Here is a 21,253-nt window from a genome sequence, read left to right as displayed (position 1 = left end):
AGACGCAAGCTTTTTTCTCCAAGTATTGAAACATTCAACGAAAATCATCCAATTCCTGCTAGAAAAATCCACAAATATTCGGCTTAATTCAAAGGCTTATGAAAATGAACAGGATCGCTCTCATCCAATAAGGTAAATCGATTTTTGCCATTACGTTTGGAATGATAAAGTGCAGCATCCGCTTGTTGATACAGTTCTTCAAACGTTAATGAAAGGCGCGCTGTATAAGCGATTCCGATGCTTGATGTGACTCCAATCGAGCGACCTCCTGGCAAATCGACTATGGAATCTTCAATCGCAGCGCGTAAGCGTTCAGCAATCATCGTGACCTCTTCATGAGATAACCCTGTATCGAATACCGCAAACTCTTCCCCGCCAAAACGCCCGGTTACGGCATGACCGACAAAACTTTCTTGCAAAACAGTCGCAAATCCTTCTAAAACCAAATCTCCTGCCAAATGACCATAGGTATCGTTCACTTTTTTGAAATCATCAATATCGAGCAGCATAAAAACAAGCCCAGGCTCGTCCAATCGACTACTGATCAATTCTAAAAAATGACGACGATTGTTCAGATCGGTCAGACCATCAATTGTCGCTTGCCGAGTCAAAATGAGTTGCTGCGCTTCTAATTCTTCATTTTTTTCTTTCAATTGTTCCATATACATCTTGGTATTATTGATGATTCTACCCGTTTCAACGGCAATATCTTCGATCTCGGAGTAAGAACGATCCATCTGAATCCCTTTTTCATACAGCTCATCTACATCTCCGTCTGCCAAACGCCGGAAAACATTACGAAGCTGTGCCAAAGAACGAAGCAAAGGTCCGATTAACCATTTACCGAGCAGATAGTTTACATAGAAACAAAGCAATCCGAGCAATAGCATTAAAATCGCGGTAACGCCAACAATTTCAACTAATAAAGGCGGATAGATCCGTGCCGTAATCAGCCCGATTTGTTGATCGTTCTCATCTAATATCGGTGCCAGATAAGGTTTATTAAAATAATTGGTGAACCAATTGCGTTCTTGCAACGCTTCTTCCGCTGTACCAGAAGCCGATAGATAAGCACTTCGATACAACTCGCGACCGTCCAATTCGACAACCATATCCACCGTGTGTAGCGCACGCGGCATTTCTCGACCTTCGTCGTAAGCGCGCGGCGTATTGTCATCGATAAAAGGAAGACGGTAATTTACGACTTCTTGCCGCTCGACGGTTTTCCACCATCGATCAAAACCCGGAGAATCGGGAGCCAGATCTTCCAGACGTGCTATACCGTGATTTTCAGGAAAAGCCGGGGAGGTCATTTCTCGCATGGTAGAGTGGGCGACCAATTGCGCCCCAAGCTGAGCAAGCGGACGAATCACGACAGAAAGCAAAATCGTGACAATGACCGCAAAGACGAGGATCGTAAACAACGTGGATGAATTCATGGAGCGACGAATCAGCCGGCTCAAGCTAGGGCTGCCGGTTTTATGTTTCAAGAGACTGCCTCCTGTTCTTATGCTGTTTATCGCGTTGCGTGAAAACATGATCGAAACTCAGCCATATAGTCTGATCGAAACATGTATTCGCAGTATCCGTGTGTCTCAATTGTAGCGGCGCACTCGAGCGTAATCAATCCATTATTCATAGAGGAAAGAAAAGAAATGCGCCTTTTTTGAAAAAACGTCACGATTTGTTGCATGAAACCTATAAAATCGGGTGAAAAAAAGAGCGTACTGTGCTACAATACTGAAATTGCAAAGAATTGCAATCGGCCATCATCCTAGGGAGGTTTATCGATCGCCATGCTTACAATTGGTATCGCCGGTGGTACAGGTTCCGGCAAAACAACGGTCGCAAGGTCCGTTATTGACCGGCTCGGCGCCGGAAAAGTTACATTCATATCTCAAGACAACTATTATAAAGATCATCCGGAGCTAAGCTTCGAAGAGCGTGGAGCGATCAATTACGATCACCCTTTCGCGTTCGATAACGATCTGATGGTCAAGCACTTGAACGATCTGAAAGCAGGCAATGCGGCTTACGCACCTGTGTACGATTTTACGTTACATGCTCGTTCTGCTGACAAAACGGTTGAACTCAAACCGAACAACATTGTCATTATTGAAGGTCTGCACGTCTTGTCTGACGAACATCTTCGCGAGTTGCTTGATATTAAAGTTTTCGTCGATACCGATCCAGACGTGCGTATTTTGCGCCGCGTGCTGCGCGATATTGAAGAACGCGGGCGCAGCATTCGTTCGGTTCACGATCAATACTTGCGCACGGTTAAGCCGATGCACGAAGCGTTTATCGAACCTTCGAAAAAATACGCCGATCTGATCATCCCAGAAGGCGGCCACAACGAAGTCGGTATTCAACTATTGTCGATCCTGACCGAAAAGTATTTGTCTGGCGATCATCAATGGAATCATTCATCGTAACCGGGATATATGCTAATCTAGGCATCCTATCCAACAAAAAGCTCTCCTCTCAAGCACACATTGTGCATGAAAGGAGAGCTTTTTGGGCTTTTTTGGACAGTGGAGTTAAGCGATCTTTTACTTATAAAAGACTTTATCAACGTTATATTTGGCACGTCCGTTATTAATCATGAATGTCTCGTAGATCTCGCGATCTGTCGGATCGGATACAAGGCAGACTTCAATGCGACGAACTTCTTCGCGATGATTTTTCATTGGAGATACTTGGTCTTCAAAATGCTTTTTGATACGGGGTCTGAGTTTGCGTGCTTTACCGACAAACAATAACTCGTCGTTCTCGCCGTAAAACATAAAAATTCCGGCTTCTTCACGGGTAATCAGATGAAAATCGGTAAATCCGTAAATATGGCTGAGCTGCGGATCGGTCTGTTTTTCGATAACGACGTCCGGCTTCGGCATTGTAATCAAAATCATGATTGTCACTTCCTCTAAATAGTCAATAGCTAGCGCGTTAAATCAGAGCGACTAGCGTTGCCCATCCTATCACAGAATCGCAATTCACGCTACGAAAATCAAAGATCAGGTTGTAGATCTTATTGATCTATTTTGACTATGGATTACAAGCTTCCGCCGAATGTATCCCCGCCTTGTATCGTACCGCTTTGGAATCCTTTGTAGAACCAGCTTTTACGCTGCTCTGATGTCCCGTGCGTGAAGCTATCCGGTACGACGTAACCTTGAGCCTGCATCTGGATACTATCGTCGCCTACTGCGCTCGCCGCTCTTAACGCTTCGTCGAGATCGCCTTGATCAAGCAGATTTTGACCTTGCTCGTAATGCGCCCATACGCCTGCATAATAATCGGCTTGAAGCTCTAATCGAACCGAATATTTATTATATTCCGTTTTGCTCAATGTTTGGCGTAACCGATCGACTTTGCCGCTCGTCCCCAGCAAATTCTGTACATGATGACCGACTTCGTGTGCAATCACGTATGCCATCGCAAAGTCGCCGGGTGCATTAAACTGCTGCTTCAGCTCATCGTAAAAGCTTAGATCAATATATAACTTTTCATCGCCGGGGCAATAAAAAGGTCCAACAGCGGAGCTTGCCGTACCGCACGCAGACTGTACGCTTCCGCTAAACAACACTAAAGTTGGATTCCGGTACGTTTGACCGTTTTCCGCGAAAATCTTGCCCCATACATCTTCGGTATCGGCGAGAACCACGGAGACAAAGTCGGCAAGTTCTTCTTCTTGCGCCGTTCCTTGGTATGTACCTTGAGTTTGAGTCTGCGTCTCGGTCGAAGTGATGCCATTCAAGATGCTGCTTGGATTGCCTCCAAGTAACATAATAACAATCGCAATCACGATTCCGACAACGCCAAGACCGCCTCCGATCTTCAACCCGCCTCCGCCGCCGCTGCGACCTCGCCGATCTTCTACATTCCCGCTCGCTCTTCTGCCTTTCCATTGCATCGTTGTTCCTCCTCGGGTTCTATTACACAGAATTAACCGATCACAGCAGGAAATAACGCGCAATCCAAAAGTTCGTCGGCAGATGGCTTACAGGCGCTTGATCCAATCAAGAATTCGATTTCTCTAAAGCTTCCAATCGCTCCAAAATCCGCCGTTTGCGATACAGCATATGTGCCGCTTCTGCGACATCACTCAGCGTCTGACGATTAGCAAACGCTCCGAATACGATACCGGCTACCGGAACAGCTTGGAGTAACTTTTTCCAACCCCAACTGTCTCGGTATGTCGTCACGACTTCACTCCATCCCCGGATTTTGGACATCGCGGTAATCGAAGGAGGAAGCTTGCCGTCTTCGCCGGCTTTGAGATTGAGTTCTTCGAGTATCGCTTGCTTGCCTACAATATCGGAAGACGCAAATTGAAGAACTTTGACCGCAAATACACGCTCGACTTTGTGATTGGCATCGTAGTCGTAACACAAGCCGACTTCTTGAATGACTTTCAGCGATAAGCCGAGTACAGCCGGAATATCAGCCGCTAGCGTGAATACACCGCCGACACCCGTCGTTGCGCCTTGAGCGGTGGCAATATTGCGACTTTCCGCGGATATGCGCATTGCCGCTTCATCCATCACCGCAAGCGGGTAAGGCGCAGACGCTCCACGCTTGCGTGCTATATTTTCCAATACGCTAACCACATGACGCCGAGCGATCAAATATTTGCCGCCGTTTTGCACATAGTTGCCTAGCTCGTCCAATAAACTTCCGATTTTGGCATGGATAAATTTCGGTGTGACTTTATCAAGCAATTTGAACGGAACTCGGGCGATCCGATCCCAAATCGGTAATTTCCGCTGGTCTTTCATCCATTTTTCGACTTCTTTTAGAGCAACTTGGAGCTCAGGCTTTTCGTCCGGTATAGAAGTCTCGGGTTTTGAATTTTCATTGTTCTGATTTTGAGTGTCTTGATGTTCGGCTTCCTGATGTTCCTCTGCCATCGTGATCTCTCCAATCGTCGCTAAATGATATTTCGGCGTGTCTATATAAGTAAAGTACCCTTTTATACGCGTCTATTGCATTTAGGTTACGATTTGCTACTTTAAGCGCAATCCGCCTGCCCAATTTGGATAAGCGCCGCTGCTTGGCGGCGCAAAGGCTTCTCCTGCCAAGATTTGCTTGCCTAGCGTGGTCGGCTCAAATCTTCGGTGTTCGAAATTCGGCTCGGGGCTATCGAATTTCGGGAACTTTCCGCTTCCGCTTACGCAAAGCAGCGGAGACGAACCGGCGGTCATATCCTCCAGATACCGCCAAAACTCCAAGTCGCCCAGTCCGAGGGCGACTAACCGGTCTACGACGCGCCGGAATAATTCGCCGGGCGCCGATATCCCGGAAGCGGCAGCTTCCAGTGCGGCGCGCTGGATACTGCCAAGCCCGTCCGAAGCGGACGGCAGCCTCGCCAAATGCGCCTCGAAAGCGGCGCGGGCGAAAGGCAGCGCTTCGGTGCCCGCTTCCAGAAAGCGGGCATGCTCCATCGGGTCGGGCGAACTATACGCCGCCCAAAAGCGCGAAGCAAGCTCGTATTGCGCTTCGCCGACCGGCTGCCAAGTGCCGGAAAGCGTTTGAAGCTGCTCGGGCTTCAATTGCCCGAACGCGTGGAACACTTCAACTCCGGGAAATTCGCCGATGCTCAGCAAGCTGACCCGGGTACGCCTTCGCTGCATTCGCCCTATGCGATCCAGCAGCAACGACAACATGGTTTGATCGAACAAGTCATGTTCGAACCATAAAACGACTTCTTCGAAATCCTCTATTTTACGCAACTGACGCTGTTGCTCGGCACAACCGTCCAGATACAATGCACGCGGAATACCTAACTCGCGCTCCAATACTTCCGCACGGGTGAAAATAGCCGAAGCTTCCTCCATATCGCTAAAAACCGGACCGAACGGATACAGTTCCCGCCAGACCACCACTTCCCCTTGAATACCCGCTTCTCGCATTAGATTGGCTGTATGATCCCCATTCACAATATGCAACATATGTTTTCCTCCTTCGTGCAAATCTCGAAACGCCGCAAAAAAGTCAGACACATGCAGAGCAGAGCGAAGACGAAGGCGAGCGTCAAACAATCTTTTTTTCAACGCCGATTCCGAGATATTCAAAAAGTCAGCAATTTCACGAACCGCGTAACCTTCCAAATAATATAAGCGCACAGAAAGTCTGAGTTTATCCGGCAAAGCATCTACAGACGCATAGAGTGTTCGGCGTAGTTCCCGACGTTCGGCGACAATTGCCGTATCCGGCTCCGCATCGATCCATTTATTTTCCGTCTCGCTTTGAATTGGCTTATGCCGATCTGTCCTTTTTGACAATTTGCTTGCTTTACGTCGCACAATCGTACGCAACCATGCCGAAAAAGCTTGAGCTTCCTCTAGGCGCTCCAAACTGCCAAAAGCTTCCGCGAATGCTTCTTGCATTGCGTCTTCGGCTAGATGAACATCTCCTAAACGTTCATACGCGACAGCAAACACCATACCTTTGTAACGCTCGACAAGAATTGCCCAACTTTCGGAATCGCCGCTTTTTGCTTTTTCGATCCAGCTCTCCAATCTGTTCACTCCTTTTGCTTTGCTTCTCCCTTATAGTGCGCTTCACTCTGAGATTGGTTACATTCGCACGAATTTTTACAGTTTTTCATTTTTCTCATACCCGTTACGGTTCAGATCGATTATTATAACTGTAGAACTAAAGAACTATAGAAAAAGAGGATTGATCGATGCGTAGCTCCTTTAAAACAATAGCCGCACTTGTACTGATTCTTTGCTTAACTATCTTATATAGCGTCTGGGTCACGGTCTGGAGTCACGATAGCAATATGGCAACGTGGGGCGGAGATATTTTAGCCACTTCCGGCAGCCTGATCGCGACCATCTGGCTAATCGGCGCGGCAAGACGTTGCCACCGCGAAACCCGCCTCTTTTGGACTTTATTATCGATTGGCACATTCAGTTACTTTATCGCTGAGGTAATCTGGTTGTACGAAGAGAAAATTTTGCTTATTCCGCCTCATTCTCCGGGTTGGACTGACCTCTTTTATAATATCCAGATCGCCTTCTACTTTGCTGCGTTCGCTGTTCCTTTTTTCAAATTGAGAAAGCATGAAGGGGCTCTGAAAGTCATTTTGGATGTGCTGATCGTCATGACGGTAGCGACGACGTTCAGCTGGCATTATTTGATTGCGCCTATTCTTCAAGAAGGCACAACGTCTCCGCTGAAATTAATTCTGAATTTATCGTATCCGATAACGCCTCTGGCATTGCTATTCGGCGTGGTCAGTTTGTATTTGGGCGCTCGTAACCATTTTGGTCGAAAAACGATTCTTTTTCTGTTTCTCGGCTTACTGATTCAGATGCTTGCCAATACCGCTTATATGCTGCAATTATTCGATAACCGTTATGTGTCAGGCGGTTTTATCGATCCGTTCTTTATGCTTGGTTTATTGCTCGTAGGGTATGCAGGATTTCTACAAAGCCCTCATGGTTCGCTCGGAAACCCGGCTTGGACGCAAAAAGAGAATATCGAAAAGATCGATATTCCCCGCGTTATTTTGCCTTATATCAATGTTGTGGCTCTCTTTTTCTTCATGATTGCGGGCTCGGATACGATAGGCGCATTCACGGTCGGGATCGGAATATCGATTCTGTTGGTGATCGTGCGTCAGATTATGATTATGGTCGAAAATCACGGATTATTAGTGAACTTATATCGAAAAACAGAAGAATTGGAGCAAAGCGAACGTCGTTACCGTTCGCTCGCTTATCACGATACGTTAACCGGGCTTGCGAATCGGATGTCGTTCGAGGAAAAGTTGAAACATACCATCGAAGAAGCGGAGCCGTTCGAAGAAACGTTTGCGATTGCTTTTATCGATCTGGATCGATTCAAAAACGTCAACGACACGCTTGGTCATCATATTGGAGATCGATTATTGGTTCAAGTGGCAAAAAGACTCAAAAAATGTATTCGGGAATCCGATTTTGTAGCGCGGCAAGGCGGGGACGAATTCACACTGATCTTGCGTGACATCGGCGATCGCGAAGGCGCACGAATCGCAGCCCAGCGGATTCTGGAGACTCTTATACCTACTTATCTGATTGAAGGGCATATGATCTCTACGCCGCCAAGTATCGGGCTTGCGCTATATCCGATAGACGACGAAACGCCAGGCGGTCTGATGAAAAAAGCGGATATTGCGATGTATCAAGTCAAATACGGAGGTAAAGGTCATCATCGGATGTACTGCGAGATGGATATGGCTTTTTCCCGTAAATTCACGCTCGAAAAAGATTTGGAACAAGCGATCGAAAACGAACAATTGCTTCTGCACTATCAACCCCAGATTGACTACCGAACGTCGGAATGGATCGGAGTCGAAGCTTTACTTCGTTGGAATCATCCGGTATTCGGCTTTGTGCCGCCTAGCGAATTTATTCCGATCGCGGAAGATAGCGGTCAAATGTCGGCAATCGGCGAGTGGGTACTGAATGAAGCGTGTATGCAAGGAAAGACTTGGCTTGATGCGGGCTTTCCGATCAAGATCGGCGTCAACTTGTCTCCTGTTCAATTGCGGCGCGATCATTTTGTTCAGAATGTCCAATCGATTTTGCAACAAACAGGTCTGCCTGCGGGTTTGCTGATTTTTGAAATCGCCGAATCGGCAGCCGTTGCTTTACCTGAACAAAGTATCGATCAGCTTCATGCTTTGAAAAGATCCGGCATTTCAATCTGTATCGATAATTTCGGTATCGGCTATTCGGCTGTATCGATCTTGGAACGTTTGCCGATTGATAAAGTCAAAATAGCCAGACCGTTCACAAGTAAACTGGAAAATCATTTGATCCAGCAGAAGGTGGTCTCGCATATCATCGATATTGCCCGTACGCTAAATATCGCTGTCGTTGCCGAAGGCGTGGAATATCCGGAGCAAGCCGCGATTTTGTCTAAGATCGAATGTTTGGATATGCAAGGCTTTTTGTTCGGGCATCCTGTTCCAGCTAGCGAAATGAATAACTTGTTGAAAGCTACGTCGCAATCTTAAAATGGTCTGTTCCGCTCAACGAATCGCAATGTAAATACACACTTCAGCCGCTTCTGGATCAAAATCTCTTGTATCATACACTTCAAAATCACCTGTATATGCCCGACGTTCGGACGAAGATTCGTAAAAGCTTCGAATCTCGTCCCACGTTTGCGCAACGACCTCCGATACTTTTCCTTTTTTCGTACGGAATATTCGATATTTACTGCTAGGTACCCAAGCTCGAAATCTCTCACTTTCTTCCGTACTAAAACTTCTTCGCGGGATCGGAGCCGTTCGGTCAATGACTGCCGTCTCGTGACCGATCACAAACGTATAAGCTCCCGAAGCTTCGTAATCGGTATACAGCGCATAAATGAGGTATGGGCGACGAATACAATAATCAAGCGACAATCCGCTCTGGTAATAAGAACGCCAAAGTTCTGAAATTTCGCCGCTGCACACGTTTTGCGGATCGCGATGGGTATGGATCGCAAAACCGGTCAACGCAAAACCAGGCTTATGCACGAAAGTCCGTTGTTCATGGTCGGGTAAAAAATGAGCGAGACTCATCCGAATCTTCCTCTCTGTTCATGATTTCCCGTTAGTATATCGTTATAACGCGGACACCCCTATGTCCACATTAAGCAAACTTTCGGTATACCGTTCGACAATTTTTTTTGCCCGATTCATCAATTCTTGAGCGATAAAATTAGGCGATTCGACTTTCACTTCATCCCCGTAACTCAGCAACATGCCGTAAAACCACGAATCGGGCGCAAACTCTCCTTGGACTCGAACACTGCGATCTTCCAGCTCAGTAATCATCGACGACTCAAATTCATCGGTTACCCGCAATCGAACGTTCTTGTTGAAATGCAGCGTAACTTCACTTCGTGGATTCCGTCTCCAATCTCCGCTCCATTCCTCGGTATCAATCGCAGGAGCGATCTTCGGCACAAAAGGTTCACCTGTCTCTGCAAGCTCCAACATCCTGGATAATCGAAACATCCGAAATTCCCCGCGTAGCAAGCAGTAGGCTTGCAAATACCAAATCCCGCTTTTCATCAGCAGCATCGCAGGCTCCAAGATTCGACGACTTTCTTGTCCGTTCATATTCAAATACCGAACTTCGACGCGGATCGCATTTCGAGCGGCTTGCCGTAGACATTCTACCCGATCACGTACCGAAGCAATACCACTCCACGTATTCAAATCAAAAACAACGCCGGGCAACCTTGTTTCCGAAGCCCCTCCGAGTAACGCTTGGACTTTGTCGGTCAGGTCTGTGAATGTCTGATCATCGATGACACTTGCCGCGCCTTGAACCGCTGCTCGGAGAGCTTGAATCTCACTGGGACTCAGCAATTGACGCCCGATCGTGTAACGTTCCATCAGTTCAAATCCGCCGCCTATACCCGGATAAGACACGATCGGAATACCGGCTCGGCTTAACGTCTCGATATCCCGGTAGATCGTTTTGGTCGAGACTTCGAATCGCGACGACAATTCTGCTGCATTCACGCGCTGACGGTTCAACAACAAGATCGTAATTGCCAGTAGTCGATCAATCTTCATGAAATCTCTCCTTCGTTCGCGTCTTCTTTTTCTCAAACCTTCTTCATTTATTATAATACAAACAAACGTTCGTAAAAAGTCGAAAAATAGCGTTTGCTGCTGCTTTTCGGGTAGGTCTTCACTTTTATGGGTAAAACGATGAAGAAGCTTATATTTCTCATGTTCGAGCTGACTCGCGAGTCAAAGTTGCAACCGTATTCTTGTTTGCTTTAAGATCAAAAAGACCCTACGTTCAGAAAAGGTTTGGCGGCGATATTGCTTTATTTTCGATCTATTTATTTCTATGAAATTGAAAACGCCAGTCTTTTTCTGAAAATATATCAACACTTACATATCTATTCTTCTTGTCTAAATCTGCTTGCCTACATTCGAAAACCGAGGTGAAAGTAATGGAAAATTGGATCACCAGCTTTATGAACGAGTGGGGTTATTTCGGTATCTTTTTGCTGATTGCTCTGGAAAATATTTTTCCGCCGATTCCGTCCGAAGTGATCTTGACGTTCGGAGGCTTTATGACAACGCAGACCGATATGACGGTCTTCGGCGTGATTATTGCTTCGACACTTGGCTCGGTCGCCGGAGCTGCCGTGCTGTATGCGATCGGTGCTGTGTTGAAGCAAGAACGGATGGAAATTCTCGTCGAGAAGTACGGTAAATGGTTACGGCTGAAAAAAGAAGATGTCGGCAAAGCGTACGGTTGGTTTGACCGCTTCGGGAAATGGGCTGTCTTTTTATGTCGATTGGTTCCGCTTGTACGGAGTTTGATCTCGATTCCTGCGGGTAGCGTGCGAATGAATTTGTTTTCATTCCTGCTTTTGACCACGATCGGTTCGCTGCTATGGAATACGATTTTGACGTATATCGGCAGTGCGGTAGGCGCATCGTGGGAAAATGTAGTGGGGCAAATGGATGTGTTCTCAAATATCGTCTATATCGTCATCGGTGCGCTTGCGATTGGCGGTATCGGATTCTTTTTCTGGAAAAGAAGCAAAAGCGTAAAAAGCGGTTCGTGAGTCAATACCGCATAATCGAGTTAATGGCTTAGAAGAAGGCTGTCTGCCTATCTATTTTTCGAAACGGAGGAATTGTGATGGAAGCTATTACCGTGACTGCGATTCTAAGAGCCAAGCCGGGTAAAGCTCAAGATCTGCGAGAAGAATTGATCAAAGTCGTAGAACCTAGCCGTAACGAGCCAGGATGCCTGGAATATATATTGAATGAATCGCTGGAAGATCCGAACACGTTTGTTTTCTACGAACGCTGGGCAAATGCTGAAGCCGCTCAAGCTCATTTGGACTGTGAACATTACAAAGAATATCGAATCGCGACCGAGAAATTTATTGCAAGCCGTGACGTGTACCGGATGCAGCCTGTGATCGATTAACAAAATCAAATATAAAAAGGAAGCGAGAGGAGCAATGCCGTTATGTTCAGCAACTCTGGAGATTCTTATCTTCCTCACTCATCCGGCGGCGTAACCGATTCTTCCGAATCTTTGTCTGTGACCGAAGCTAAATACGCGGTAGACGAACTGGAGCAAATGTCCGGGGTTCATCCCGGCTACCGCCGTGCTCACGCTCGAGGTTTTTGCTGCCGGGCATCGTTTTTGCCAAGTGGAAAAGCCGCTCCATTTACCATAGCTCCACATCTTCAACATACGGAAACCCAAGCGATTGTGCGCTTCTCTGGAAGCTCGACTGATCCTATACTTGCCGATATGTTGTCGCCGGCTAAAGGGATGGGTGTACAGTTTATGTTGCCGGAAGGCGAAGTAACGAATATGGTCGGCGTGACCGTTCCCGTGTTTTTCGCGCGAACGCCGAAATCGTTTATGGAAATGTTGACGACACTCAATCGAACCAAAGCCGGCAAAATGCCAAAATCCGAAGCGATACGCCGATTCGCTCGTCATTTCGGTGAAAGCCGTCAAAGTCTGCTTGCTGTGAAGCGTCTTAAGCCTCCAGCGAGTTACGCAACGAATCTATATTATTGTGTTCATGCTTATATCTTGGTCGATGCAGAAGGTCGGCGGCGTCCGGTAAAATTCGAATGGATTCCTGATCTTGGCGTACATACTTTATCCGTACACGACGCAGCGAACATGCCGGACGATTATTTGGAGCGAGAACTGGAACTTCGTTTGTTGGCCCAGCCTCCTTCATTCAAGCTGAACATCATATTTGGCGAAGAAGGCGACCCGACAGATGATCCGACCAAAAGATGGCCGAGTGATCGTCTGCGAATCAATGCAGGGCGTCTGGTCTTATTCGAGCCGATTGAAGAACCGCGTCATCTCGTAATGGACCCTACTGTCGTTCCAGACGGTATCGCGTTATCCGACGATCCGATTTTGCATTTCCGGCGTCATACGTATGCGGAATCGATGCGAAGACGCAGTAGCGAACACTAAAAGAAGCAAAAAAGTTCGACCCCTGCTTTGTTTTGTACACTTGTACAGAAAGCAAAGGGTCGAACTTTTTTTATAATACGCACACTGTGATTTCAATATCGATCTCAGCAAATTCATGTTGGACAATCTCTCGAACTTTTTCCCATCTCAATCGATCTAACCCACTTCCGATCCTTGGCATCGCAAGCTTCGCAATCCCGTCAGCTTCGCATATGTCGCGCAGCGATTGAAGAGCTTGAGTCAGCGACTTATAGGTCGGCTTATTGAAATATTTGGCTTTGGTAACCAGATTGATCACACGATCTTTTCGATAACATTGCCCGATAATCAAAGGTTCGCTCGCCGCTTGCTCCTGCAAACTTTGCAAATCAAATCTGCGTACGAATTCGGCTGCGATCCCTTTGCCCATCTTGGCATCGGCAGAAATACAATGTGCCAATACATACTCATCCGGTAAAGCGAACAAATCGCCTTCGATTTCGTTGAAAATCATGAATAATCTCCCCATTCTTTGATACTTCTTCGGTACAATCTGGAAGGGCGATGCCCGGCATGTTCCGTATAGCCATCGGTTGGTTCAACCAGCGGCTCTGCTTTGCGACGAAAAGCCGCTTTGAGCAATTCGCGATCCAAGATCGCTTCATATACTTGTTGCAGTTCGGTCAATGTGAACAATTCCGGCATCAAATGTAGCGCTAGGTCATAGTCTTCGACTCGCTCTCGCAGCCTACTTATCGCCATTCCGATCATTTGAGCATGATCGAAAGCAAGATTTCCGCGATCCACCGCCGTATACGTTTCCGAAGAAGCTTTATGCGTTCGCGTCATCTGACGCTCTACGGTCGCTGTTAATTTTATTTTGCCAACTTCTTCGTCCGTTGATTCGAGCTGCAATATATATCGCTGAATATGCCGAATGCCGCCGCCTTCTACCCGTTCTCGGCTTTCGCTATGGAGTCGATAAGACAGATCAAACCAAGCGGCTTGATCCGCGTCGTCGCCCGCTTGAACGTGAAGCTCTGTCGAATCGACCAGTGCCATATACGCACAGCTTACGACCCATGCACGGGGATCACGTCCCACTTCGCTAAACGTATGAAGCTGCTCCAAATACACGCGGTCTACCCCGGTTTCTTCAACCAACTCTCTCGTCGCCGCTTGGTCGATCGTCTCATTCGGACGCACAAATCCGCCCGGAAGCGCCCAATGACGAAGAAAAGGATGTGCGCCGCGCCGGATCAACAGAACTCTTAGCTTTTTTTTCGGCAGCTTGCGGTAATTATCTTCTTGTTCGCCGCCGACTGTAAAAATCACCATATCTGCAGCAATCGAAGGACGTTCGTAATCGCCAACGTTATAAGTGGCAAGAAACTCTTCTTCGGTTAAGCCGTTGGCGTCGCGAATCGGCTCTGAGTATTGCGGTTCGTCTTCTTTTAACATCAGAACGCTCCGATCTTAATTTTTGTTATGAACATTTTGTTACTATCAATTTTAAAAGATAGGGGTTTCTCTGTCAAATCGTGTAATCAAGCGTTCCTTCACCAGATCGAAATGCAACGTGTATAATGAAATTGAAATTCAAAAAAGGAAGTGAAGCGATATGCCAACTACGCCGGAAGTAAATACGCTTCATCAATCAGACGGAAATGAGCCTTGCTTTTGCGGAAGTGGACGTAAAATGCGGCTTTGTCATAAAAATGCTTCGCCCGATAGCCGCGCTGCACATATGGTTCGATTCTATCGCGATGTGGAACAGACCATTAGCGATTACCGTGCCAACAGCCCCAAACAACCGCCTTGCCGAGAAGGATGCAGCTCTTGTTGTTCGGATTATTTCCCGGTCTCACAAGTCGAATTCGAACTGCTGCTGGTCTATATGGAACGCCACTGGAGCAAAGACGAAATCGTTCAAGCTTTCGAGCAATCCGAGAAAAATCTAGAACGGCTCAAGCAAGAAAACAAAGAAATGTACGCTTCGCTCGTTCACCCTATCGATCGCGAAGGAGAACTCCACGATATTCGTCACCATGCCGGTCGCAATAGTTTTCCTTGCCCTTTGCTTGATGTAGAAAACGGACGTTGCCGCGTTTACCCTGCTCGTCCTTTTTTATGCCGGACACATGGCAGCACCCATACTTTTTATGGAAGTTGGCGTGAACGTCTACAGCCTGAAAAAGTATGCGAATATATCGACGGCGGACGCACTCACCGCAAAATCACGCCGAATATCGCAGATTATTGGAACCCTTACGAACAATTGGCGGATGTGCGAATAGGCGAAAAACGCCAACTGCTGCGTCAGTATCCGATCTTTTACTGGATGGTATTGTACGGTCGTCATGGCGGCGGCTATACGACGGAGCTTGGCAATCTGGACAACTTCAACCTATCGATCGACGAACATAATGCCAAAATGGCTGCGCACAATTCGCCATAAACCAAAAAGACCGTATTTTTATCATCGCGTAGATGACGAAAATACGGTCTTTTCTGGTGCTGTGCCGACACTATATCGATCGGCAACGGACAGAAAAAATTATTGAGCTGCGTCTGATCCGTCGTTGCCGGATTTACTTTCGGTTTCTTTACCTTTGGTTTTGTAAGGTTTCGGTGCGTTCTTTTTGCGGTTTTCCGCCTTTTGCCAACGGTTCCAGCCTTTTTTGCCTGTTCCGCGTCCCGTGCCGCCTTTTTTGCTTGCTGCCATGCTTGATTCGCCTCGCTTTCGCGTCCTTCGCTTCCCGCTGCTGCGGATCGTTTGCCGATGAGTATGGACGTCTATCGTTCTATCCTACGCGAGACGCTTGTCAGTGACAAGTCATAAAAAAAGACACGCGGTTGGCGTGTCAATTTGCTTCAAGCGTCGGCGTTTCTGGTTCTTCGTACACGCTGACGCAATTGCGTCCTCTTTTTTTGGAAATGTATAATGCCTGATCCGCATTTCGCATCAACATCTGCATTTCTTGCGAGCCGTAGGTATAATGCATGATCGGGGGCAGATGCGAAACACCGAAACTCGATGTTACGCAAATCGTTTGATCTTGCACGACCATGCTCAACTGCTCGATCGAAGACCGTATTTGCTCAGCAACCCGCACCGCTTGATCGATGGTCGTATTCGGCAAACTGAGTACGAACTCATCTCCGCCGTACCGACCTGCGATGTCTTTTTTCCCTAGGGCATGCTGGATTACTTTCGCGACTTCAGTCAATACCCGATCTCCTGCTTCATGCCCGAATGTATCGTTGACCTTTTTAAAATAATCGACATCGAACATAATGACCGATACACCCGGGCTTTTCGGCAATAACTCACGTATAATTTCTTCCGACTTTTGGATCAACGTGTTTTTGTTAAACAGTCCGGTTAATCCGTCGGTACTCGCCAGCTTTTTCAACTTTTGTTCCAGTACGACTCGTTCTGTAATATCGACAAAAGTCGCAATACGTCCTGCTCGGCTCATATTTCGACCTTGAATCGGCGAAAAGCGAATATGCACATAAATCGTTTGCTCCGTACCTAATTGCAGATCGCTTGCGCCTCCGACTTCTACGCATTTTGCAATCGCCGGGTACGCAACTAGTTCCTGTGCCGCAGTCTGACCAATACTTCGTTTACTCAATTCCGGCAAAAAGCGTAACATCGCCCGATTGTAGTCAACGATTACGTCTTGATGATTGAAGACCAATACGCCGTCACCCATATTTTCGAATACAATCTCCCGGGCAATCGGAGCGACATTGAACATCCGAAACCGAAAAAGCGCCATGCTGTGGAAGACAAACGAAATACTAATAAATACAGGACCCAAATCGATCCCGTACGGGCTTTTGCCTGCCAAATAATACAGATTGCCGATGATCGGAAATATTAATCCCGCGATCATAAAAGCAATCTGCAATCGAAATTGACCTTTTATTTTGAACATGCGTACACTCAACGCCACGATCGCGATCGCCAAGCACGAGTATAAATAAATCGTATGCACGAAATACCACGGCCCTTTGCCCAAATCTATAATCAGAAAAGGAATATCAGGACGAAAAGCCATCGATGTATAATATAAATGGTGAAGATCATTAGTATGCTGAATAATGAACGTCAACAATGGAATGAAAAACAAAGCTCGCTTTTTCCAAGGTCCAATCTGAATATTCGTATATTCCAGACACATCAACAATGTAAAAACCGGCAAAAAAGGTAAAGCGAAATATTCAATTCCGATCCAAAATTTAGCCTGAGATAGAGTAGTACTCGTTAATTCAAACGCATATCCGAATGAAAAAATACACGCCATTAATGCAGCGAGCATGTAGTATTGTCCACCCGGAGCCTGACGAAAACGAAACATTGCATATCCGACTAAAAAAAGACTCAGCGCTCCACCCAACAAAACGACGGTCACATATCCGAGTAATTGCTGAGCCATGTTCATCTACTCCATTTCACTAATACTCTTATGTTTACTTAATTATAAGATAAATATGCTTGTCATAACTATTACTAAATAACAAACTTATCGTCGCATAAGATTACCCAAAAAAAGCCGCTTTGCACAATGTGCAAAACGACTTTTTTCTGCATAGCGACTTTATCCGTTTTTGATTTCTGAGATTGCCCGATCCAGCGCTGCCGACACCTTATCGCACCAAGCATCAAATTCAGGGTCTTCTTGTTGAGTATCCGGGTTTTGTAACATATATTCAACAGCTTCGCGCAAGCCTTGATCGCCGCGAATCGTGGCTACGTAATCGGGAACCAAACGCTTCAGCTTCGAATTATCGAACACGACCGTATTGGCTTTATCCCCTAATAGACTTCCCCGGTAATCTTCATCGCTCACCGCATCCAAGAAAGTCGACGGGACATAAAGCGGATTTAACTTTTTGCCTAAAGCCAAAGCGACGATCTCATGGATTTGATTCCAGGTCAGCGACTCGTCCGATGTAATCTGCACCGCTTCGCCGATCGCATGAATATTGCTCATCAGCCCGACAAATCCTTTGGCGAAGTCTCGGCTATGCGTCAATGTCCAGAGCGAAGCGCCGTCCCCGTGGATAATAACCGGCTTGCCTTCTTGAATTCGTTTGATTACAGCCCATGGGCCTTTTGCGCCGTGTACACCGATCGGAACCGAGCGTTCGCTATACGTATGGCTTGGACGAACGATCGTAACCGGGAAACCTTCTTCGCGGTATTGCTTCATCAGATAGTCTTCGCACGCAATCTTGTTACGGGAATATTCCCAAAACGGATTCGCAAGCGGCGTTGCTTCACTGATTCGATAATCCGCCGGCGGTGACTGATAAGCGGAAGCCGAACTGATAAAAATATATTGGTTCGTTTTATGATGGAATAATCGGTAATCGCGCTCGACATGCTGCGGGGTAAACGCAATAAAGTTAACCACGACATCGAAAGTATGCTCGCCAAGCAGTTCTTGTACCTGTGCTTCATCGTTGATATCGCCTTTGAGAAGCTTTGCACCTTCCGGTAATCCTTCGTTACGATTGCCTCGATTCAACAAATACAGCTCATGCCCTTGCGTCAAAAGCAACTTGGTGATGTCTGTACTAATTGTGCCTGTTCCTCCAATAAATAAAGCTTTCATCGATAGGTTCGCCTCCGTCTAAGTGAGTTGCATTTTGCGGCTGGTTGGCATTTCCATTTTCAGTTCACTTTAGACCTTAGCACGCAGAGAAAGCGAATACAAACTTGGAACTAAGCATTGACGGCTTTGAAATATCGGTAAATCTTATTAAGCTTTTGTGAATGTCTGCCTTTGGAGCTTTCCATATTGCCGAATTCAAAAAATTTCACATGCCGGATTCCGACATAATTGAATAACGTTTTGCGCATCAAAATTTGATGAACGTTGCCAAGCCACCATTGTAAATATCCGGTCGGGCCTTTCATGACAGAAATGCACACGACAGATTTGCCTTTGAGCAGACCTTCCGGCAGCAAAGTACCTTTGTCGCGATAAGCGAAATTCGAGGCAAACATCCGGTCGATAAAACCCATTAACATCGCAGGCGGTCTGCCCCACCAGATCGGATACACGAAAACAATTTTGTTTGCCCACGTCAGCAGCTCGCGGTAACGGGCAAGTTCGGGATCACGGTGCATATCGCGTCTTTTTTTGTCTTCGTTGAAGACCAGTACCGGATTGAAGTTCTCTTCGTACAAATCAACTACCCGAACTTCGTCAACGCCCGGATTTCCTTCGCTTCCTTTTAACACTTCTTCCATAAAAGAATGGCTGAGACTTTTGTGGTTGGGGTGAACGTAAATGAGCAACAAGTTCATGATGTGATTCTCCTTTTAGTTATCATTTGACAATAAATATATATCACGAATATAATTTAGTTGTCAAATGATAATTGTATATAGACAAGTTTTTTGCTATGTTGAAAAAAGAGGTGACGGAATGGAACATTCTATGTTATTCGAAAAATTTGTTGCTTTTACAGCATCTTTACATGAAGTCAGTCATGAATTAACGCGAGGGGTCAAGCAAGAAGATGTGACGCCGATTCAATATCGGATATTGGAGTATATGATGGTAAGCCAGCCCGTGACTCCAAGCGAAATCGCGGATTGCGTCGATCTCTCACTACCGAACACAAGTCGCGAACTGCGTAAGCTTATGGAAAAAAACCTGTGCGAAAAAGCGACCGACGATACAGATCGGCGACGTCAACTTTTCCGCTTATCCCCGGATGGTCAAGCTCTGATGAACCGCGTCATGGGTCAAGCTCAGCAAGGATTTCAGCAGCGAATTGCGGATCTGACTGCGGACGAACTGCAAGAGTTGGAACAAGCGTTAACGTTAATTCAGCGCAAAGTATTGCGTCCTAAAGCTTGAGTCGTTACGAAAAAAAGCCGCAGGCTCATAGGCATGCGGCTTTTTTTATCTATGCGATTATTTCAGCAAATAGTCGTCGAGTCGATCCCAGGTCTCGCGGATTCCATATTCCATGCCCATATCGATCACGGTCTGAAGCGAAGCTTCCGAATCGTATACGGTGCGGGAGATGACTTTGGTTCCACCTTCGAACGGCTCGAAAATGAGCGTGGTATCGGACGGTGGCATTTCTTCGTTCAGGTTGCCTTCGGCATCGGAGAAATAATCGGTGTACACGATAGAGTTCGGTGCATCAATACTTTGGTAGACGGCTTTTCCCCACGATTCCATCCCGAAAAATTCACCTTGCGCTTCATCCTGACAAGTCATGCAGTAATGCCAAGCGCCTTCTGGGCGAAAATCCAGATTACATGTCGTGAGTTGCCAGCCTCTTGGTCCCCACCAATGCTGTAGATGCTCGCATTTGGTAAAAGCAGCGAATACTTGGTCTTGCGTCGCGTCGAAGAGACGCTCCATTGCAAACTCTTTGCCTTCGGCTTTCACGATCGTTTCTCCCATGTGTCCCAACCTCCCGAAATGGTAGTCAAACCTATGTTTACTATAGCTGGATGAGGGTGGAGTTGGGAAGGGGGATTTGCGCTGGGAGCCGCTGCGAGAGAAATTCGTTAGCGTATGCTTGCGATGTGGCTTTCTTCGAAAGCCTTTAGGTCGCGTGTTGAAATCGGAAAAATTTAATTAGAATTATAGTGGGTTTTTCCCGATTAGCGATGCAAATTTGACAGTTGTTCTCTGGAAAATCTGCATCACAAAGGCGAACGCTTCTAGCATAGGCTTCCGAAGTGCATTTCTTCGAAATGCTTGACCTTCACTGAATTTCTCTCTCCGCTCAGGCTTCACGCAAACACGTTTTGTTGGGTGTGTAGAGCAGCCGCTCCCTTGTTGGGGAGCGGCTTTTGCTGTTTGGTTATAGATTTTACGGATCAAGAAACTTTGCCTTTGACTAGTGATATTAATGGAACACGGCTAAATTCGTACTAAACAAAAGACTCAGCGCTTGGCTTTGCTAACGGATTGTATATCCGTTAGCATTCTTTTTCCCCACTTTTCTAGCCAAAAATCCAGCAAATCGATCTCTAAGTGTCCCCTCTATCCGTTAAAAATCTAAGCTCCTAGACTTCGCCGCAAAAAAAGCCAACTGCTAGATGCAGTCAGCTTAATCTTAAATATAGATTCATATCTATGCTTCTTTTGCGAATAGGAATTCTCCCCCCCACCACACACGGAAGAAGCCAAGCGGAGAGAGAAATTCAGTGAAGGAATGGAATGTTCGCCTTTGAAATCGAGAAAAAACCTAATCCAAGTTTAATCAAATTTTCTCGATTTCAACAAGCGACCGAAACGAATTTCTCT

Annotated in this window: 21 protein-coding genes; 7 read left to right on the top strand and 14 right to left on the bottom strand. The window is 46.5% G+C overall.

All coding sequences use genetic code 11. The features are described from left to right. Nucleotides 1-83: 83 nt before the first annotated feature. The gene (locus NOM90_RS13865) at nucleotides 84-1,490 is read right to left on the bottom strand and encodes a GGDEF domain-containing protein (protein ID WP_255942699.1); all 1,407 of its coding nucleotides are present in this window, start codon (nucleotides 1,488-1,490) and stop codon (nucleotides 84-86) included. A gap of 306 nt (nucleotides 1,491-1,796) precedes the next feature. Here NOM90_RS13865 and udk point away from each other — a divergent pair, with 306 nt between their 5' ends. Then, nucleotides 1,797-2,435, top strand: a complete 639-nt coding sequence (gene udk, locus NOM90_RS13860; protein ID WP_255942698.1) for a uridine kinase — start codon at nucleotides 1,797-1,799, stop codon at nucleotides 2,433-2,435. 117 nt (nucleotides 2,436-2,552) lie between these two features. Here the strand turns inward: udk and NOM90_RS13855 are convergent, their stop codons facing one another. The 4 genes from NOM90_RS13855 to NOM90_RS13840 all read right to left on the bottom strand — a co-directional run bounded on the left by NOM90_RS13855 (nucleotide 2,553) and on the right by NOM90_RS13840 (nucleotide 6,521). Next, a complete protein-coding gene (locus NOM90_RS13855; protein WP_255942697.1) occupies nucleotides 2,553-2,909 on the bottom strand; it encodes a nucleotide excision repair endonuclease in 357 nt (118 codons plus the stop codon). Nucleotides 2,910-3,052: 143 nt separating this feature from the next. Next, the gene (ypfJ, locus tag NOM90_RS13850) at nucleotides 3,053-3,913 is read right to left on the bottom strand and encodes a KPN_02809 family neutral zinc metallopeptidase (protein WP_255942695.1); all 861 of its coding nucleotides are present in this window, start codon (nucleotides 3,911-3,913) and stop codon (nucleotides 3,053-3,055) included. Between the two features lie 106 nt (nucleotides 3,914-4,019). Further along, the gene (locus tag NOM90_RS13845; RefSeq protein WP_255943034.1) at nucleotides 4,020-4,832 is read right to left on the bottom strand and encodes an EcsC family protein; all 813 of its coding nucleotides are present in this window, start codon (nucleotides 4,830-4,832) and stop codon (nucleotides 4,020-4,022) included. Between the two features lie 174 nt (nucleotides 4,833-5,006). Continuing rightward, entirely contained in the window at nucleotides 5,007-6,521 is a 1,515-nt protein-coding gene (locus NOM90_RS13840; RefSeq protein WP_255942694.1) for a sigma-70 family RNA polymerase sigma factor, read from the bottom strand. A 167-nt stretch (nucleotides 6,522-6,688) separates the two neighbouring features. Here NOM90_RS13840 and NOM90_RS13835 point away from each other — a divergent pair, with 167 nt between their 5' ends. Beyond that, a complete protein-coding gene (locus tag NOM90_RS13835) occupies nucleotides 6,689-9,010 on the top strand; it encodes a putative bifunctional diguanylate cyclase/phosphodiesterase (RefSeq protein WP_255942693.1) in 2,322 nt (773 codons plus the stop codon). 15 nt (nucleotides 9,011-9,025) lie between these two features. On the opposite strand, the gene NOM90_RS13830 is transcribed toward NOM90_RS13835, so the two are convergent. Both NOM90_RS13830 and NOM90_RS13825 read right to left on the bottom strand, forming a co-directional pair. Beyond that, entirely contained in the window at nucleotides 9,026-9,562 is a 537-nt protein-coding gene (locus NOM90_RS13830) for a GyrI-like domain-containing protein (protein WP_255942692.1), read from the bottom strand. Between the two features lie 42 nt (nucleotides 9,563-9,604). Next, entirely contained in the window at nucleotides 9,605-10,567 is a 963-nt protein-coding gene (locus NOM90_RS13825) for a helix-turn-helix transcriptional regulator (RefSeq protein ID WP_255942691.1), read from the bottom strand. Nucleotides 10,568-10,956: 389 nt separating this feature from the next. On the opposite strand from NOM90_RS13825, the gene NOM90_RS13820 reads away from it, so the two are divergent. The 3 genes from NOM90_RS13820 (at nucleotide 10,957) to NOM90_RS13810 (ending at nucleotide 12,977) form a co-directional block, all read left to right on the top strand. Next, nucleotides 10,957-11,580: a DedA family protein gene (locus NOM90_RS13820; RefSeq protein WP_255942690.1), complete on the top strand. Its 624-nt coding sequence runs from the start codon at nucleotides 10,957-10,959 to the stop codon at nucleotides 11,578-11,580. Nucleotides 11,581-11,657: 77 nt separating this feature from the next. Beyond that, entirely contained in the window at nucleotides 11,658-11,951 is a 294-nt protein-coding gene (locus NOM90_RS13815; protein ID WP_255942689.1) for a putative quinol monooxygenase, read from the top strand. Between the two features lie 42 nt (nucleotides 11,952-11,993). After that, nucleotides 11,994-12,977 (top strand): catalase, encoded by a 984-nt coding sequence (locus NOM90_RS13810; protein WP_255942688.1) that lies wholly within the window; start codon nucleotides 11,994-11,996, stop codon nucleotides 12,975-12,977. Nucleotides 12,978-13,047: 70 nt separating this feature from the next. On the opposite strand, the gene NOM90_RS13805 is transcribed toward NOM90_RS13810, so the two are convergent. Both NOM90_RS13805 and NOM90_RS13800 read right to left on the bottom strand, forming a co-directional pair. Beyond that, entirely contained in the window at nucleotides 13,048-13,470 is a 423-nt protein-coding gene (locus tag NOM90_RS13805; RefSeq protein ID WP_255942686.1) for a macro domain-containing protein, read from the bottom strand. Beyond that, nucleotides 13,467-14,417, bottom strand: coding sequence for an NUDIX hydrolase (locus NOM90_RS13800; RefSeq protein WP_255942684.1), 951 nt, complete (start codon nucleotides 14,415-14,417; stop codon nucleotides 13,467-13,469). Before NOM90_RS13800 ends, NOM90_RS13805 begins: the two co-directional genes overlap by 4 nt. Before the next feature lie 160 nt (nucleotides 14,418-14,577). On the opposite strand from NOM90_RS13800, the gene NOM90_RS13795 reads away from it, so the two are divergent. Further along, on the top strand, nucleotides 14,578-15,414 hold the full coding sequence (locus NOM90_RS13795) for a YkgJ family cysteine cluster protein (RefSeq protein WP_255942683.1): 837 nt from the start codon (nucleotides 14,578-14,580) through the stop codon (nucleotides 15,412-15,414). Between the two features lie 99 nt (nucleotides 15,415-15,513). Here NOM90_RS13795 and NOM90_RS13790 read toward each other — a convergent pair whose 3' ends face one another. From NOM90_RS13790 to NOM90_RS13775, 4 genes are all read right to left on the bottom strand, one after another. Continuing rightward, nucleotides 15,514-15,681 (bottom strand): DUF3934 family protein, encoded by a 168-nt coding sequence (locus NOM90_RS13790; protein ID WP_255942682.1) that lies wholly within the window; start codon nucleotides 15,679-15,681, stop codon nucleotides 15,514-15,516. Between the two features lie 139 nt (nucleotides 15,682-15,820). After that, on the bottom strand, nucleotides 15,821-17,404 hold the full coding sequence (locus tag NOM90_RS13785; RefSeq protein ID WP_255942680.1) for a histidine kinase N-terminal 7TM domain-containing diguanylate cyclase: 1,584 nt from the start codon (nucleotides 17,402-17,404) through the stop codon (nucleotides 15,821-15,823). Nucleotides 17,405-17,566: 162 nt separating this feature from the next. Beyond that, the gene (locus tag NOM90_RS13780) at nucleotides 17,567-18,586 is read right to left on the bottom strand and encodes an SDR family oxidoreductase (RefSeq protein WP_255942679.1); all 1,020 of its coding nucleotides are present in this window, start codon (nucleotides 18,584-18,586) and stop codon (nucleotides 17,567-17,569) included. 110 nt (nucleotides 18,587-18,696) lie between these two features. Beyond that, nucleotides 18,697-19,284 carry an NAD(P)H-dependent oxidoreductase gene (locus NOM90_RS13775; RefSeq protein WP_255942678.1) on the bottom strand — a complete coding sequence of 196 codons (588 nt, stop codon included), beginning with the start codon at nucleotides 19,282-19,284 and terminating at the stop codon, nucleotides 18,697-18,699. 121 nt (nucleotides 19,285-19,405) lie between these two features. Between NOM90_RS13775 and NOM90_RS13770 the strand changes: the two genes are divergently transcribed. Continuing rightward, nucleotides 19,406-19,843: a MarR family winged helix-turn-helix transcriptional regulator gene (locus NOM90_RS13770; RefSeq protein WP_255942677.1), complete on the top strand. Its 438-nt coding sequence runs from the start codon at nucleotides 19,406-19,408 to the stop codon at nucleotides 19,841-19,843. Nucleotides 19,844-19,900: 57 nt separating this feature from the next. On the opposite strand, the gene NOM90_RS13765 is transcribed toward NOM90_RS13770, so the two are convergent. After that, nucleotides 19,901-20,401, bottom strand: coding sequence for an SRPBCC domain-containing protein (locus tag NOM90_RS13765; RefSeq protein ID WP_255942675.1), 501 nt, complete (start codon nucleotides 20,399-20,401; stop codon nucleotides 19,901-19,903). Nucleotides 20,402-21,253: the final 852 nt, after the last annotated feature.

The sequence above is a fragment of the Saccharibacillus sp. JS10 genome, from assembly GCF_024436065.1.
Classification (GTDB): domain Bacteria; phylum Bacillota; class Bacilli; order Paenibacillales; family Paenibacillaceae; genus Saccharibacillus.
Note: the sequence above shows the minus strand (reverse complement) of the source record. Positions and strands in the feature narration are given on the sequence as shown.